Consider the following 15,028-nt stretch of genomic DNA (forward strand, 5'->3'; position numbering starts at 1 on the left):
CAAATCTTATCCAATTGAATAAGTCTTGCTTATAGTTTCTGCAATCAGTTGCTAGAGCATGGTGCTTACATAGGCCATAGCGCCTACCAGACCCACAGCAGCCGCTATGAGGCCCACCAGAATACCCTTGGGAATAACAGATTGTCTGTTTCGGTGGTTACGACCGCCGTCATGGCTCACAACCCGACCGTCCTGGCTGGAGTTCCTGATCAGGGTGATCATTTCTTCACACTGACCGCGGTTGAACTCGGAGGGACGGAACGCATCCATTCCCTGCTTATCCAGGAACCTGTTTACGTCGGAAGACAGCGGCACGTACTTCATCGACCAGTTGGTAAATGTTCGGGCGTCGATTGGCTCCTCCAGAAGCGTAATGATGTTGCGGTGCCGCCCGTCACTGGCGATGCGGTCGTAGAGGTTGCGAACGGCCTTTTCCTCGCCTTCAAGATACTGGAAAAACTGATCATCGCCATAATAAAGCCCGCCAACGATTTCACTTCTGGCGTTATTTCTACGGGATTCCATCAAGATCCGGGCGACGTTGGGTTCAACACCCTTTTCCACAGGTTTGGCCTGGAAAGTGGCTTCACTGGCGTAAGCCAGACGCATCAGGGACATAGTGTTCGCTCCGTACTACATTCAACGGTTAAGGTAGCCGAGAGATACGCTTCCAACCTTGAAGATGGATCATAGACATTCGTATACTCCTGCCTCCCGGGCTGACGCCCCTTCCTCGTTGCTCCCTCAGGGCCTGACATGTTCGATATTATTTACCTGCTTGAAATGATTGGCGTGGTCGCCTTCGCGATCTCAGGCATGATCGTGGCGAGATCCAAGAATATGGATCCGGTGGGTATATTCACGATCGGTTTCGTCACCGCGCTTGGTGGCGGCACCCTGCGGGACCTGATGATGGACAACCATCCGTTGTACTGGATCAAGCATCAGGAGCAGCCGATTCTGATCCTGGGTATGGCGATCATATTCAGTTACTGGCACCGCGCCGAACGCATCCGCGAATCGCGGATTGTATTCCCCGACGCCATCGGCCTGGGCGTTTTCTCCATCCTTGGTGCCCAGCTTGCCCTGGATCTTGGCCACTCATGGTTTGTCGCGTCACTACTGGGCGTGATGACCGGCACTTTTGGCGGTGCACTGCGCGATACCCTGTGCAATGAGGTGCCATACATTTTCCGTAAGGACCAGGTTTACGCCTCTATCTCCTTTGCAGGTTGCTGGCTTTACTTCGTCTGCCAGTGGCTGCTGGAGAGTGAGACACTGGCCCTGACTGCCGGCTTACTGTTCATTACCATCACCCGTATGCTGGCCGTGCGCTTTGATATTCGCCTGCAGCGGGACAGACATCAGGGTTAAGCAGGCTGCCAATGTTGAATAGTCCCTTGGCGTTGACGGCTCCAGCCGGTAACATTGCCGTTTTTTCACGCAACTCCTGAATCAGATTCATTTGATCCCCATTCAGCATCCTGTGAGGCAGTCACCCGTCATGCTCGAACGACTATTCCAGCTCCAGGCCCATGGCACCACTGTTCGTAAAGAAGTGATTGCGGGCTTTACCACCTTCCTGACCATGGCTTACATCATCGTGGTCAATCCCAGCATTCTCTCTGCCACCGGCATGGACTTCGGTGCTGTGTTCGTTGCTACCTGCCTGGCCGCCACCATCGGCACCCTGATCATGGGGCTATGGGCCAACTACCCGATTGCCCTCGCCCCCGGCATGGGCCTGAACGCGTTCTTCTCGTTCACGGTGGTCGGCAGCATGGGCTACAGCTGGCAGGTGGCACTGGGGGCAGTTTTCATCTCCGGTTTCATCTTTTTCCTGCTCAGCCTCTTCAAGGTCCGGGAATGGATCATCAACAGCATTCCGCTGTCCCTGCGCTTCGGTATCTCGGCGGGCATCGGTTTTTTCCTGGCTCTCATTGCCCTTAAAAATGCCGGTATCGTGATCGATCACCCCGCAACCCTGGTAGGCCTTGGCGACGTCAAGGTGGCGGAAAGCCTTCTGTTCTTTGGCGGATTCGTGCTGATCTGTGCCTTGTCGTTCCGGCATATCACTGGCGCAGTGATGATTGGCATTATCGCCGTGACCGCCGCTGCCATGGCGCTGGGCATGGTGGAATACGACGGCTTCGTTTCAGCACCTCCCAGCCTGGCCCCCACCTTCATGCAACTGGACCTGGCCGGCGCGCTGAATGTGGGCATGATCAGCGTTATCTTTGCGTTCCTGTTCGTAGACCTGTTCGACACCTCCGGCACCCTGATTGGCGCGGCCCAGCGTGGCGGGTTACTGGACAAGAACGGCAAACTGCCCCGCCTTGATCGCGCGCTGATGTCGGATTCCGTCGCCACCATGTCCGGCGCTGCCCTGGGGACCTCCACAACCACCAGCTACATTGAGTCTACCGCCGGCATCACCGCCGGAGGCCGCACCGGCCTCACGGCCGTTGTTGTCGCCGCCCTGTTCATGGCGTGTCTGCTGCTGTCGCCCATTGCCAGCATCATACCGGCCTACGCCACGGCCCCGGCTCTGCTGTACGTTGCGGTACTGATGGCCAGCGGATTGAAACTGATAGACTGGGATGACGTCACCGAAGCCGCTCCGGCGGTCGTAACCGCATTGATGATGCCGCTGACCTTTTCCATCGCCAACGGCATTGCCCTGGGTTTCATCACCTACGCCATCCTGAAAGCTTTAAGTGGGCGCTGGTCGGACCTGAACGCCAGTGTGGTGATCATCGCCATCGTCTTTATCCTGAAATTCACCTTCCTGGACGTGGCATAAGCTGCGTTTTCAGAACCCGGACACGCTATGGATTACTTTGCAGAAAGCATCAAGCAAGCCATTCGCACGGTGCCTGACTGGCCCAAGCCAGGGGTCGCCTTTCGCGATATCACCACCGTGCTACAGGACCGCACCGCGTTCCGTAAGCTGATTGATGCCTTCGTTCACCGTTACCACGGCCACAAGATTGATGCCGTGGCGGCCGTGGATGCCCGTGGTTTTATCATCGGCTCCGCCCTCGCCTACGAGCTCAACGCCTCGCTGGTTCTGGTCCGCAAGAAAGGCAAGTTGCCGTTCGACACCCTGGTGGAAGACTACGAACTGGAGTACGGCACCGCCTCGGTGGAACTGCACAAGGACGCCTTCAAACCCGGCGATAATGTGGTTCTGGTGGACGACCTGATTGCCACCGGCGGCACCATGCTGGCGGCCTCTCGCCTGATCCGCCGTATTGGCGCCGAAATTGTGGAAGTGGCGGCAATGATCGATCTTCCCGACCTGGGCGGTTCACGCAAGCTGCAGGAAGAAGGGCTGAAGGTTTATACTGTGTGCTCGTTTGAAGGCGATTAGGGAGCTTCGGCTCCCCTCATGAGAATTAACGGGAGCGGCCATGCCTGATTATCAGCACCACTGGAAAGACGGGACCCCGGTTCACCTGCCCCTGGGCAAGATAGTCTGCATTGGCCGCAATTATGCAGAGCACGCCCGGGAACTGAACAACCCGGTGCCGGATGAGCCCCTGCTGTTCATCAAGCCGGCCACGTCGGCGGTCCATATTACCCGCCCGCTGCACCTCCCCCGTGACCGGGGTGAGGTTCATTTTGAAACCGAGCTTGCGGTGCTGATCGGGCGTCCTCTGACCAATGCTTCTGCCAGCGAGGCCGAAGGCGCCATTCTTGGCTACGGCCTTGCCCTGGACCTGACCTTGCGGGAGGTGCAGTCCCGGCTAAAGGAAAAAGGCCACCCCTGGGAACGGGCAAAAGCGTTTGACGGCGCCTGCCCACTGTCACCGTTCGTTTCCGTTGACCGCCTTCGCCGGGACTACCTGACCTTCACCCTGGACATCAACCGGGAGCGCCAGCAAACGGGCGACACCCGGGATATGCTTAACCCGATCGTACCCCTGATCGCCTACATGAGCAGCCAGTTCACCCTGATGCCCGGCGATGTGGTCCTCACCGGCACGCCAAAGGGCGTCGGGCCGCTCGCTTCCGGACAAATATTATCCCTTGAACTGGAAGATGCCTTGTTTGTGGAGACCACCGTGCTCTAGTCTGGGCGCAGGATACTGCGATCCACCTCAGGTCCATCGGCTTTACAGGACGTATATCAGGCATGGCAAAAAAACCGGTTACCACCCGCAGTGGACGATTTTTCAGACTGGCAGGCATGACGGCCTCTGTGGCCGGGCAATATGCCGGGCAGCGCGCGCGTCGGATATTCCGCAGTGAGGAAGACAACGAAGGCGCCCGCTCTGAAAGCTATACCCGCATGGCGGATCAGATTGTCGACACCCTGGGTGAGCTTAAAGGCGCGGTGATGAAGGTCGGGCAAATCGCATCCCAGACCCAGGATTTCCTCCCCAAAGAGTTTTCCGATGCCCTAGAGCGGCTGCAGAAAGAAGCCCCGCCAATGCCCTTCGAGGTGATTGTCGGCCAGGTCGAGAGCGAACTGGGCAAACCAGTCTCGGAGCTGTTCGAATACCTGCAGGAAAAGCCCTACGCCGCTGCCTCCATTGGCCAGGTCCATCGTGCCCGCCTGCACGACGGCACAGATGTCATCGTCAAGGTGCAGTACCCTGGGGTGGACGAATCCTGCGACAGCGACCTGAAGCAGCTGCGGATGGCCCTGAAACTGGGTGGCCTGCTGCGAATGCCCAAGGAGCACGTGGACCAGCTGTTCGGTGAAATTCGTGTCCGGCTGAAAGAAGAACTGGATTACGAAAACGAGGCCCGCAACCTGGCACTGTTCCAGTCATTCCATGCCAACGACGACTGGATCGTCATCCCTGAAGTGTTCCAAAGCCACTCGTCCCGGCGGGTGCTGACCATGGAACTGGTGGAAGGTGACCACATCAGCGAGGTAACGCCGGAAAAATACGACCAGGACACCATTAATCTGATCGGCCACCGCATCTTCACCATGATGGCGGACCAGCTTTTTCGCTACCAGTGCATCCATGGTGACCCCCACGCCGGCAACTTTGCCTACCGCCCTGACGGCACCATCATTCTGTATGACTTCGGGTGCGTGAAAAAACTGAAGCCGGAGATTGTCGAAGCCTATCGCAACGCTCTCATCTCTGCACTGGAAGAAGATTATGCCTCTCTGGACCACCATCTGATTTCCCTGGGCGCTCGCGTGGAATCCCAACCGGCGGTGGACGAAGCATACTATGCCATGTGGCGGGACATCCTCATTCAGCCGTTCCGTAGCGACACGCCCTATGATTTTGCTGACTCCGAGCTTCACAAGGACGTCGCCGCCAAGACCACAACCGTCTTCAAATATCTGGATTATTTCAAACCACCGGTGGAAAGTATTTTCATCGATCGGATGATTGCAGGGCATTACTGGATGATGAAGCGGCTGGGTGTTCAGGCGGCGTTTCGGGAAGAACTGGAGAAATACCTTCGACAAATGCCGGACTGAGTTGTCACCCGGCCCGGCCGAGCGGCCGAAAAACTACTCGGCCTTCTGTTTCAGCAAATCCCGGATTTCCATCAATAACTGCTCCTGTGCTGAAGGCGCGGGCGGAGCGGCTGGGGTTTCCGCTTCCTTTTTACGCATGCTGTTCAGTGCCCTCACGGCGATGAACACTGCAAACGCCACGATTACAAAATCGAAAACGGCCTGAATAAAGACTCCATAACGGAGTGCAACTGCCTCCGCACCCTCCTCGGCGGCTTTAAGCGTAATAACGAGGTTGGAAAAGTCGACACCACCGATAAGTAGCCCAATCGGTGGCATCAGTACATCGGCAACAAACGACGAAACAATCTTGCCGAATGCGACACCGATGATAATGCCCACCGCCATATCCATGACGTTACCCTTGACCGCAAACTCCTTGAACTCCTTTACGATGCTCATCGCAACCAACTCCCTGATCAGACCCTGTTGGCCCTAAAAGACTGCAGAGGGCACGCTCGCAAGAACGTTATTGAATTGTAGCGGAGTTTTGGGCGATTACTCTGCCAAAGGTCAGCGGCATCCGAGTCCAGCCACCCATTCGGATACCCCCTCACAGGCCCCCTTACGGATAACCCTCGCCCTGGAAAGACTTGCCGGCTCGCCGGGATCAATCACCGTCACCGGCACATCAAAATTTACCAGGTCTACCAGACCCGCTGCAGGATAGACCTGTAGGGAGGTTCCTACGATCAGTAAGTAATCCGCCATGGGTACGACTTCCGCAGCCGCTTCGATCATCGGCACTTCTTCGCCAAACCAGACGATATGCGGCCGAAGCTGGGCACCGCGTTCGCAGGTGTCGCCGGGATGGATGTCCCCGAACCCTATGTCATAGACCAACTCGGGATACTTTGAGCTGCGGGCCTTGGTAAGTTCGCCGTGCAGGTGGATGACATTACTGGAACCGCCCCGCTCGTGCAGGTTGTCCACATTCTGGGTGATGATGGTCACCCGGTAATGCTGTTCCAGCTTTGCCAATAGGCGGTGGGCCTCGTTGGGTTGTGCCGATTCAAGTTGCCGGCGACGCTCATTGTAGAAGCGCAACACCAGTTCCTGATTGCGGGCGAAGGCTTCCGGGGTCGCAACGTCATAAACACTGTGCTGCTCCCACAAACCGCCATTGTCGCGGAAGGTGGAGAGCCCGCTTTCGGCACTCATGCCCGCACCGGTCAGAACCACGATATGATCTTTCATAAGGCAATGCTTTTGATCTGTGCGTTAAAGAATTCTTCAGAACCAGAGCTTCTCCGGCCTGCGCCGTTTTTCCACTCTGAGCCCGTGTTTTTCCAGAATAGCAACCAATTCCTCTGTGTCATCTATATTCAGGAAAGGCGCGAGGGAAATTTCTTCTCCGCGGAACTGCAGGTGGAGCTTGGGGGGCGTCCAGGGATGTCGCGGCACGTCCTGCCAGACGCGAGTATGGCGACGGGGTAGCTCCCACTCTTTTTCCTTGCGGGTAAGGCCTTTTTCCAGCCGGATCAGCTCCGGGGAGAAGGTGAGCACTTCCCGTTTCTGGCATTTGCGTGAGGTGTAGTAAAACCCGGCCGCCAGCGCTGTCAGTTCCAGGCCGGCAAATGGCAACACCGGCCACGCCCCGGCCAGGACCATTCCGGTGGATATCATCAACTGAAGTAACACGGCCGCCAGCCAGACGCGGATATTGCCCTTCCACGTCATGGACTGGTTGGGCGTCAGGAGAAAGCAGTCGCCTTCATCGCGGGAAAGCTGTTCTACCATTGCGGTTACTCCCGGGAACCACCCGCACCGCCTGAGCGCCTTCAGTCGAAGATCTTGCCGGGATTCATCACCCGGTTGGGATCGAAGACCTGCTTGATGCCCCTCAGGTAGTCAATTTCAGCGGCACTGCGGGTGTACTCCAGATACGCCTTCTTGGTCATGCCAACGCCGTGTTCGGCAGACACGCTGCCCTGATAACGTTCGACAATCTCGAAGACCCATTTGTTCACCTGCTGGCATTTCTCGAAGAAATCCTCCTTGGCCATGTCTTCCGGCTTGAGGATATTCAGATGCAGGTTGCCGTCACCGATGTGGCCGAACCAGATAATCTCGAAATCCGGATAGTGCTCGGTCACCACCGCGTCGATTTCCTGCAGGAACCCCGGTACCCGGGAAACCACCACAGAGATGTCATTCTTATACGGCGTACGCGGCGCAATGGACTCGGAAATGCGTTCCCGCAGTTGCCACAAGTTCTGAGCCTGGGTCTCGCTCTGGCTAATCACCCCGTCCAGAACCCATCCGTTCTCGACACACTGCTCGAACAGGGCCATCGCGTCGTCCATTACCTGGTCAGACACCGCCTCGAATTCCAGCAGCGCGTAGTATGGCGCCTCGGTTTCGAACGGCGCCTGTACCTGGCCATGGGCCAGCACATGCCCCATCGCCTGGTGGGAGAAGAATTCATACGCGGTCAGGTCGATCTGCTTCTGGAAGGTCTGCAGCACATCCATGGTGTTGGTGAGGTCGCTCAGGCCCAGCACCAGTACGGTCAGGTTATCCGGCTTGCGCGACAGCTTCATGGTGGCCTCGGTAATGAAGCCCAGGGTGCCCTCCGCACCAATAAACAGGTGGCGCAGGTCGTAACCGGTGTTGTTCTTCTCGAGATCCTTGTTCAGATCGAGAATATCGCCCTTGCCAGTGACGACTTTGAGGCCGGCGACCCAGTCACGACTCATACCGTAGCGGATCACCTTGATGCCGCCGGCGTTGGTAGACAGGTTACCGCCAAGCTGGCTGGAACCGGCAGAGGCAAAATCCACCGGATAGTAAAGGCCGTTTTCTTCCGCAAAGTTCTGAAGTTGCTCAGTCACCACACCGGCCTGGCATTTAACGGTACGGTCGCTGGCGCTGAAATCCAGGATCTGGTTCATGTTGTCGAACGCCACCACAACCTCGCCATTAGCGGCCACGGCGCCGGCACTCAGGCCCGTACGCCCGCCCGAGGGAACCAGTGCCACATGGTTGTCGTTGGCAAACTTCACCAGCGCCTGCACCTGTTCGGTGGTTTTTGGCAGGACAATAGCTACCGGTGTGGGCGGATAGATCTTGGTCCAGTCCTTGCCGTAGTTTTCCAGGTCGGCCGGGTCGGTCAATACTTTCCCGGGCGCCTGGCCCGTTTCCATCAGGGCGCGAAGGGAGGCAACGATCTGTTCAGAATTCATGGATAGTCCGGTCTCGCAAAGGGTTAGTCAGAGCGTCAGCAGGCGAAGTTGATTCAGGTAACCTGACGCGCTGTGAAAATCTCTGTTTATGGTATCATACCGCCCCTGTTCTGTGAGCCCGCCCGCCAACCGCGGCGCTCACGGGTCATTTCACGTGACGAAAGGTTCGGAAGCAAGCCCATGTCAAATACGTCTCTTGAAAAGAGCAAAATCCGCATCCTGCTGCTCGAAGGCGTGCACCAGTCTGCTATTGATACCCTGAATGCCGCAGGTTATACAAACATCGAGTACCTGACTCACTCGCTGGCTGAGGATGAGCTGGTCGAAAAGATCGCTGATGCTCATTTCGTGGGTATCCGCTCACGCACCCAGCTGACCGAAAAGGTATTCGAGGCCGCCCAGAAACTGGTGGCGGTGGGCTGCTTCTGCATCGGCACCAATCAGGTTGACCTACAGGCCGCAACCCGTCGCGGCATCGCTGTTTTCAATGCCCCCTTCTCCAATACGCGCAGTGTGGCAGAACTGGTTCTTGCCCAGGCCATTCTTCTGCTTCGCGGCGTGCCGGAGAAAAACGCCAAAGCGCATCGTGGCGAGTGGCTGAAATCCGCCAAAGACAGCTATGAAATCCGTGGCAAGAAACTCGGCATCATCGGTTACGGCAACATCGGTACCCAGTTCAGTGTCCTGGCGGAAGGCCTGGGCATGGATGTCTATTTTTACGATGTGGTATCGAAACTGTCCATCGGTAACGCCACTCAGGTCGGCACAATGCAGGAGTTGCTGAACACCTGTGACGTGATCAGCCTGCACGTGCCGGAAACGCCAGCTACCAAGTACATGTTCAAGGCTGAACAGTTTGCCCAGATGAAGCCTGGCAGCATCCTGATGAATGCCTCCCGGGGCACCGTGGTCGATATCGACGCCCTGGCGGATGCTCTTGGAAGCGGCAAGCTCCTCGGCGCGGCTATCGATGTCTTCCCGGTCGAACCCAAGTCCAACGACGAGGAGTTCATCTCCCCGCTGCGCGAGTTCGATAACGTCATCCTGACCCCGCACGTGGGGGGCTCTACTATCGAGGCCCAGGAGAATATTGGCCGCGAAGTGGCGGAGAAGCTGGCCATGTACAGTGACAACGGCACCTCTGTCTCCTCCGTGAACTTTCCGGAAGTGGCGCTGCCCTCGCACCCGAACCAGCACCGTTTGTTGCACATCCACGAGAACGTGCCTGGCGTGATGTCGGAAATCAACCAGGTATTCTCTGAGAACGGGATCAACATCTGCGGCCAGTACCTGCAAACCAAGGAAGATATCGGTTACGTGGTGATCGATGTCGACAAGGAATACGGCGAGCTGGCCCTGGAAAAGCTGCTGAAAGTGAAAGGCACCATCCGCTGCCGCGTCCTGTTCTGATCCAGGAAAACAGGGCATCACAAAAAGCCGGGGCCGACAGGCCCTGGCTTTTTTTTGGCCGATCAGGCCAACTCCCGGAATCGACCGCCTCGTGGCCTGATTTCGAGGGCTTTGCCCTTGAGATGTCTCCAGATCCAGCCATGATGGAAGTGAACGTTTTTAATCACAACAAACACTCACTCCTGGGAGTACCTCATGTCACTGAAGGAGTCATTGCAGAAAAAACTCGAAACACAGACTCAATACTGGAGTAAGCAGATCCAGAGCCTGCAGGCTGACGCGGAAGAGAGGATGGCAAAAGCCAAAGATGATCAGGCAGAAGCTGAGATCCAGAAAGACTTCTCCGAGCGCATTCAGACACTGGAAAACCGGATTGAAGAAGCTCGCCAGAAGATCTCGGAAATCCGGGATTCCGGGGAAGATCAACTGAGAGACCTGAAGGCGCGGATTGACGAGTGGTTGCCTGGCGGCAATAACTAGCTGGTCAGGGAAAAGGCCGGAGACTGGCAACACTCCGGCCTTTCAGTATTACTGAGGCACTCTTGATTACTGAGGCACTCTGAGCAGCAGGTTGGGCGAGCCTTCTTTAATACCACCAAGTACGTTTGTGGTCGCCAGGTCCGCCAGGCGAGCGTCCACAGCCGCCGGTGAAAGCCCGGGATCCGCCCCGAGAATCAGGGCAGCGCCCCCGGCGACGTGAGGCGATGCCATGGAGGTACCGCTGATGGTGTTCACTTCATTGTCTTCCTGGTACCAGGCCGCGGTTATATCGGAGCCCGGAGCAAACAGATCCAGGCATTCTCCGTGATTGGAGAATGAGGAACGCTGGTCATCCCGGGTGGTGCTTCCCACCGTGATGGCAGGCCCAACCCGATTGGGAGACCCGGAGCAAGCATCGGCATCGCTGTTGCCTGCTGCGACGACGAAGGTCACCCCCCGCTCTATCGCGCCACGCACGGCATTGTCCAGGGCTTCGGAATCACCGCCGCCCAGAGACATATTCGCTACCGAAGGTGCCTGGTGATTCTCGGCAACCCAGTCCACCCCCGCGATCACATCAGCGTTTGTGCCGGCACCGGAACAGTCCAGAACCCGGACCGCCGCGACGGATGCCCGCTTGGCTACCCCATAAGTCGTACCAACTGCCGTGCTCGCCACGTGAGTGCCATGGCCGTTACAGTCCGTGGTGTCCCCAGGGTCGGTTTCACCACCGATATTGACGATGGGGCCGATCAAGGGTAAACCGCCCAGACCCAGCAGCCCGGCATCGTTAACGGCAAAGTTTCGGCCTTCGATCACCCGCCCGGAGAACTCATCGTGGGTATCCCGCAACCCGGTATCGATGACGTAAACACTGACACCTTCGCCGGCGGATGCCGGGTAGCTGTATTGTTTGTCCAACGGCAACACCGCTTGATCTGTACGGTCCAGGCCCCAGGTAGCATCGGCCTGGGTCTCGCTATTAGCGACCACCACCTGGTCCGGCTCAACGGCAAGAACGCCAGGCAGGGAGGACAGTAAGGCCGCCTGCTGTTCCGTCAGCGACACGGCTGCACCTGTCATGGCGGTCCGGTACAGATGCAGGATATCGCCACCACCCACCGCCAAAAGCAGAGATTCAACACTTGCCTGCAGGTCAGCCAGACCAAGCATGTCGGGGATTGAGGAATCCAGGGTCAGAATGTAACGCCCGTGCAGCGGGTCTCCGGGCTGAAGTGTCGGTTCGGATGCTTCCGTTGAATCTGTCAGGCCGGCATGATCCAACAAGCCCGACCAGGCCGGGGCGGCAGCAAGTAAACACGCGGAAAAACCAATTGTTGTTGTGATCTTTGTTGTCAAAGCACATTCTCCATTTGCTCATTTTCCGATAACGAGACCCACCAGGAACGGACAGCATAGAGCCTCAGCCCTCCTCACGGGCCGACTCGTCACACAGTTCCATGGGCTGCGCTCCAAATCAGGTCAGAAGAGGCCAATGTGGCTGTTTTTGAACAACTTGTAATAAACGAAGCGGATATCGAAAAGAGGGCGGTGGCTTCGGAGGGGATTCTGCAATGTGTGGAGGGGCTCCGGACCCATAGTGGCCCGGAGCCTCTGAATTGCGCTGCCTGCCGTTACTGCATCGGCACCAGTGTCAGTTCAACGCGGCGGTTCTGTTCGCGACCAGAAGCCGAGTCATTGGAGGCAATGGGATACCGCGGGCCATAACCAACCGCCCGTGTGCGTTTGGGCTCTATGTCCTGGTTCAGGAGGAAGTCACGGACAGAGGAAGCCCGGCGCTCACTCAGCAACTGGTTGTAATCCCGGGAACCGGTGCTGTCAGTGTGGCCCTCGATCTGGATAATGGTCTTGTCGTACTCCTTCAGCACAAGCGCTACGGATTCCAGAGTGCTACTGAAAGATGGCTTGATGGTGGACTGGTCCACGTCAAAGGTGATATTGCCCGGCATCACCAGCTCAATTTCGTCACCGTTACGCACCACGCGAACGCCGGAGCCTTCCAGTTTGCGGCGCAGCTCGGCTTCCTGCTTGTCCATGTAATAACCGATACCACCGCCAACCGCAGCGCCGGACGCGGCGCCAATCAACGCGCCCTTGCCTCGGTCACTGCTGCTGGAGGTTGCCGCACCGACTGCAGCACCACCAATAGCACCAATGATGCTGCCCTTGGTGGCGCTCGAAGTTTTCTCTTCCCCGGTATAAGGGTCATATGTCATACAGCCGCCCAAACCAATGGTAGCGACAGCAAAAGCAACAATTGTTTTCTTCACGGCATTCTCCAGAGAATTTCCTGTGTATTACTGAGAGCGGCAAGTCCGCGTCACTTGTTTTACCTAACAGGCTTCCGAGAGGAAGCTGTCATAGTCGCCTTCAAAGGTATCCACAATGGTGTTGAATACCGTTGCCTGCAAATCCTGCGCTTCGTTCACTAGATGATGACGACCGTCCGGGATGCGGAGTTCCTCAACCGAGGTAAATTTATTGCGGATAATCCGCAGATTATGCTGCCAGTCGACGGTCAGATCTTTCTCCCCCTGCACCACCGTTACCGGAAAATCTACCGGTCGGGCGGACTCGATATGGGGCACCCACTGTCTCAGCGCTGATACCCAATCCACATGTACGGCCCTCGCCTGGAGCGGATCATACTCCTTCAGGAAGGTCAGAAAACGGGAGTTCCCACTATTGGCCCCAAATACACGGGCCCATCGTGAAACAAACGGTTTGACCAGACTGTGGAGCACCTTTGCCCCCAGCCAGCCCATCGGGCGTATCAGTGGTGCCAGCAACACAACCCGTCGGAAATCCGAGGTTTCGGTAGTATGGTGATTAGTCAGCAGATAATCGATCAGGATAGCGCCGCCGGTGCTTTGCCCCACGGCGTACCACGGTGCCCTCACCTTGCCTCTCACATTGGCCATCACATCTGTCAGCACGGCCTGGTACTCCAGGAAACTGCCAATCGCTGCAGGTGTTCCGCTGGACAGCCCGTGTCCCGGCTGATCGTAGGCCAGCACATCAAATCCTGCGCCCAGGCAACGGTCGATCAACTGGCTGTAAAGTCCCACGTGATCAAAGTAGCCATGGAGCACGAATACCGTGCCTTTGGGCCGTCTTTTTTCAGGCAACCGGAAATAGTGCACCATCACCTGGTGCCGGTCTGCCAGGACATAACCCTGATGGTAGGATACCTCCGGATGCTCCACCCAGAGATCCAGGCCGTAAAATCGGCAGTAGGCTATCATGTCCTCGCCAAGCGCTTCCCCGCGTTCGGGATCGAACGGCTCCAGCCTGTCCAGTAACGATGCCCTGTCCCAGTTCGGAATTTCTATGGTATCTGTTTTCCAGTACACGTAGAGTTAAACGCCTGTTATCAATAGGTACAAAAATGCCAGCCTGGCCCCAGGGGCTAAGCTGCTAGGTTAGCACACCACGACACCTTTGCGGCTGTTAAAGCGGTGTCACCATGGCCATTGCCGAAACGGTCGCATCCGCCTATGTTATTTCAGATCAATTCAGCCCCGGAGTGAACAATGACACAAACTGCCATGGAAACCGGACTGCGTCTGACCATGCGCCGCCTGGTCCGGCCTATCCTGCATCCGGCCGTTCCGGTAAGCATTCAGCGCAGCCTGGTGAGCAAAGCCTATCTGACTTCGATCCCCCCTCGCGGCACTCGCTTTGAGGACATTGAGGCCGAGGGCATTGCCATGACGCGGGTCTGCCACAGTGACAACCCGGACGGCGTGGTGCTGTATTTCCATGGTGGTGGTTATATCATCGGCTCCCCGCGCACCCATCGTGGCATTACCGGCCACCTGGCAAAAGCCAGTGGCGCGATGGTCATCGTACCTGACTACCGGCTGGCCCCGGAAAACCCTTACCCGGCAGCCCTGGACGACGCGGAAACGGTTTATCTGGCGCTACTCGATGAGGGCCATCCCCCAGCGTCACTCAGCCTGGCAGGCGACTCCGCCGGAGGCGGGCTTGCTCTCGCGCTGGCAATGCGCCTGCGTGACAAGGGGCTGCCTCTGCCCTCGTCATTGATGGTTATGTCACCGTGGACCGATCTTTCCAATGCTCACCTGTACTCCCCCGAATGCGAGCCGGTCCTGCAGAGACCCTGGATCGACAAGGCCGCCCGGTTGTATTGTGGCAGCGAGCCGGTGGCAAACCCTTACGTATCCCCGGTTTACGGGGATTTATCCGGCCTGCCCCCGTTATTGATCCAGGTGGGCAGCCAGGAAATCCTGCTGAATGATGCCCAGCGCCTGGCGAAGGTGGCCAACCGGGACAGCGTTGAGAGCCGTCTGGAAATCTATAACAGCCTCTGGCACGTGTTCCAGGTACACGCCGGACAGCTGGACCGGGCAACCGACGCGCTGGAAACCGCAGGCCGGTTTATTCGGCGACATCTACCCGGTTGATGCCGGGGTAA

Annotated in this window: 16 protein-coding genes; 8 read left to right on the forward strand and 8 right to left on the reverse strand. The window is 57.3% G+C overall.

Translation table 11 applies throughout. The features are described from left to right. Positions 1-51 precede the first annotated feature (51 nt). Positions 52-618 (reverse strand): BLUF domain-containing protein, encoded by a 567-nt coding sequence (locus FO268_RS01620; RefSeq protein ID WP_150988650.1) that lies wholly within the window; start codon positions 616-618, stop codon positions 52-54. 138 nt (positions 619-756) lie between these two features. Here FO268_RS01620 and FO268_RS01625 point away from each other — a divergent pair, with 138 nt between their 5' ends. The 5 genes from FO268_RS01625 (at position 757) to FO268_RS01645 (ending at position 5,455) form a co-directional block, all read left to right on the forward strand. After that, the gene (locus tag FO268_RS01625; RefSeq protein ID WP_150988653.1) at positions 757-1,374 is read left to right on the forward strand and encodes a trimeric intracellular cation channel family protein; all 618 of its coding nucleotides are present in this window, start codon (positions 757-759) and stop codon (positions 1,372-1,374) included. A 130-nt stretch (positions 1,375-1,504) separates the two neighbouring features. Continuing rightward, positions 1,505-2,803: an NCS2 family permease gene (locus FO268_RS01630; RefSeq protein ID WP_150988656.1), complete on the forward strand. Its 1,299-nt coding sequence runs from the start codon at positions 1,505-1,507 to the stop codon at positions 2,801-2,803. A gap of 27 nt (positions 2,804-2,830) precedes the next feature. Then, positions 2,831-3,373 (forward strand): adenine phosphoribosyltransferase, encoded by a 543-nt coding sequence (locus FO268_RS01635; RefSeq protein ID WP_150988659.1) that lies wholly within the window; start codon positions 2,831-2,833, stop codon positions 3,371-3,373. 40 nt (positions 3,374-3,413) lie between these two features. After that, positions 3,414-4,076: a fumarylacetoacetate hydrolase family protein gene (locus tag FO268_RS01640; RefSeq protein WP_150988662.1), complete on the forward strand. Its 663-nt coding sequence runs from the start codon at positions 3,414-3,416 to the stop codon at positions 4,074-4,076. 62 nt (positions 4,077-4,138) lie between these two features. Then, a complete protein-coding gene (locus tag FO268_RS01645; protein ID WP_150988665.1) occupies positions 4,139-5,455 on the forward strand; it encodes an ABC1 kinase family protein in 1,317 nt (438 codons plus the stop codon). Between the two features lie 33 nt (positions 5,456-5,488). Here FO268_RS01645 and mscL read toward each other — a convergent pair whose 3' ends face one another. From mscL to FO268_RS01665, 4 genes are all read right to left on the reverse strand, one after another. Further along, entirely contained in the window at positions 5,489-5,896 is a 408-nt protein-coding gene (gene mscL / locus FO268_RS01650; RefSeq protein ID WP_150988668.1) for a large-conductance mechanosensitive channel protein MscL, read from the reverse strand. Between the two features lie 111 nt (positions 5,897-6,007). After that, positions 6,008-6,691 (reverse strand): SIR2 family NAD-dependent protein deacylase, encoded by a 684-nt coding sequence (locus tag FO268_RS01655; protein WP_150988671.1) that lies wholly within the window; start codon positions 6,689-6,691, stop codon positions 6,008-6,010. 36 nt (positions 6,692-6,727) lie between these two features. Further along, positions 6,728-7,234 (reverse strand): DUF2244 domain-containing protein, encoded by a 507-nt coding sequence (locus FO268_RS01660; protein ID WP_150988673.1) that lies wholly within the window; start codon positions 7,232-7,234, stop codon positions 6,728-6,730. A 41-nt stretch (positions 7,235-7,275) separates the two neighbouring features. Continuing rightward, positions 7,276-8,679, reverse strand: coding sequence for an FAD-binding oxidoreductase (locus FO268_RS01665; RefSeq protein WP_150988677.1), 1,404 nt, complete (start codon positions 8,677-8,679; stop codon positions 7,276-7,278). 180 nt (positions 8,680-8,859) lie between these two features. Here FO268_RS01665 and serA point away from each other — a divergent pair, with 180 nt between their 5' ends. Both serA and FO268_RS01675 read left to right on the forward strand, forming a co-directional pair. Then, positions 8,860-10,089, forward strand: coding sequence for a phosphoglycerate dehydrogenase (gene serA, locus FO268_RS01670; RefSeq protein WP_150988680.1), 1,230 nt, complete (start codon positions 8,860-8,862; stop codon positions 10,087-10,089). 195 nt (positions 10,090-10,284) lie between these two features. Next, positions 10,285-10,569: a hypothetical protein gene (locus tag FO268_RS01675; protein WP_150988683.1), complete on the forward strand. Its 285-nt coding sequence runs from the start codon at positions 10,285-10,287 to the stop codon at positions 10,567-10,569. 66 nt (positions 10,570-10,635) lie between these two features. On the opposite strand, the gene FO268_RS01680 is transcribed toward FO268_RS01675, so the two are convergent. The 3 genes from FO268_RS01680 to FO268_RS01690 all read right to left on the reverse strand — a co-directional run bounded on the left by FO268_RS01680 (position 10,636) and on the right by FO268_RS01690 (position 13,943). Next, complete coding sequence (locus FO268_RS01680; RefSeq protein WP_225316475.1) at positions 10,636-11,928, reverse strand: S8 family peptidase; 1,293 nt, start codon at positions 11,926-11,928, stop codon at positions 10,636-10,638. 275 nt (positions 11,929-12,203) lie between these two features. After that, a complete protein-coding gene (locus FO268_RS01685) occupies positions 12,204-12,860 on the reverse strand; it encodes an OmpA family protein (RefSeq protein WP_150988686.1) in 657 nt (218 codons plus the stop codon). Between the two features lie 63 nt (positions 12,861-12,923). Beyond that, complete coding sequence (locus FO268_RS01690; RefSeq protein ID WP_150988689.1) at positions 12,924-13,943, reverse strand: alpha/beta hydrolase; 1,020 nt, start codon at positions 13,941-13,943, stop codon at positions 12,924-12,926. A gap of 180 nt (positions 13,944-14,123) precedes the next feature. Here FO268_RS01690 and FO268_RS01695 point away from each other — a divergent pair, with 180 nt between their 5' ends. Beyond that, positions 14,124-15,017: an alpha/beta hydrolase gene (locus tag FO268_RS01695; protein WP_150988692.1), complete on the forward strand. Its 894-nt coding sequence runs from the start codon at positions 14,124-14,126 to the stop codon at positions 15,015-15,017. The last annotated feature ends 11 nt before the right edge of the window (positions 15,018-15,028 follow it).

Origin of the sequence: Marinobacter denitrificans, assembly GCF_008795955.1 — a bacterium.
Lineage (GTDB): Bacteria > Pseudomonadota > Gammaproteobacteria > Pseudomonadales > Oleiphilaceae > Marinobacter > Marinobacter denitrificans.

Bases quoted from the DNA above. Each gene is read 5' to 3' on its own strand.
- FO268_RS01620 (WP_150988650.1), bottom strand. From the start codon at position 618: ATGTCCCTGATGCGTCTGGCTTACGCCAGTGAAGCCACTTTCCAGGCC.
- FO268_RS01625 (WP_150988653.1), top strand. From the start codon at position 757: ATGTTCGATATTATTTACCTGCTTGAAATGATTGGCGTGGTCGCCTTC.
- FO268_RS01630 (WP_150988656.1), top strand. From the start codon at position 1,505: ATGCTCGAACGACTATTCCAGCTCCAGGCCCATGGCACCACTGTTCGT.
- FO268_RS01635 (WP_150988659.1), top strand. From the start codon at position 2,831: ATGGATTACTTTGCAGAAAGCATCAAGCAAGCCATTCGCACGGTGCCT.
- FO268_RS01640 (WP_150988662.1), top strand. From the start codon at position 3,414: ATGCCTGATTATCAGCACCACTGGAAAGACGGGACCCCGGTTCACCTG.
- FO268_RS01645 (WP_150988665.1), top strand. From the start codon at position 4,139: ATGGCAAAAAAACCGGTTACCACCCGCAGTGGACGATTTTTCAGACTG.
- mscL (WP_150988668.1), bottom strand. From the start codon at position 5,896: ATGAGCATCGTAAAGGAGTTCAAGGAGTTTGCGGTCAAGGGTAACGTC.
- FO268_RS01655 (WP_150988671.1), bottom strand. From the start codon at position 6,691: ATGAAAGATCATATCGTGGTTCTGACCGGTGCGGGCATGAGTGCCGAA.
- FO268_RS01660 (WP_150988673.1), bottom strand. From the start codon at position 7,234: ATGGTAGAACAGCTTTCCCGCGATGAAGGCGACTGCTTTCTCCTGACG.
- FO268_RS01665 (WP_150988677.1), bottom strand. From the start codon at position 8,679: ATGAATTCTGAACAGATCGTTGCCTCCCTTCGCGCCCTGATGGAAACG.
- serA (WP_150988680.1), top strand. From the start codon at position 8,860: ATGTCAAATACGTCTCTTGAAAAGAGCAAAATCCGCATCCTGCTGCTC.
- FO268_RS01675 (WP_150988683.1), top strand. From the start codon at position 10,285: ATGTCACTGAAGGAGTCATTGCAGAAAAAACTCGAAACACAGACTCAA.
- FO268_RS01695 (WP_150988692.1), top strand. From the start codon at position 14,124: ATGACACAAACTGCCATGGAAACCGGACTGCGTCTGACCATGCGCCGC.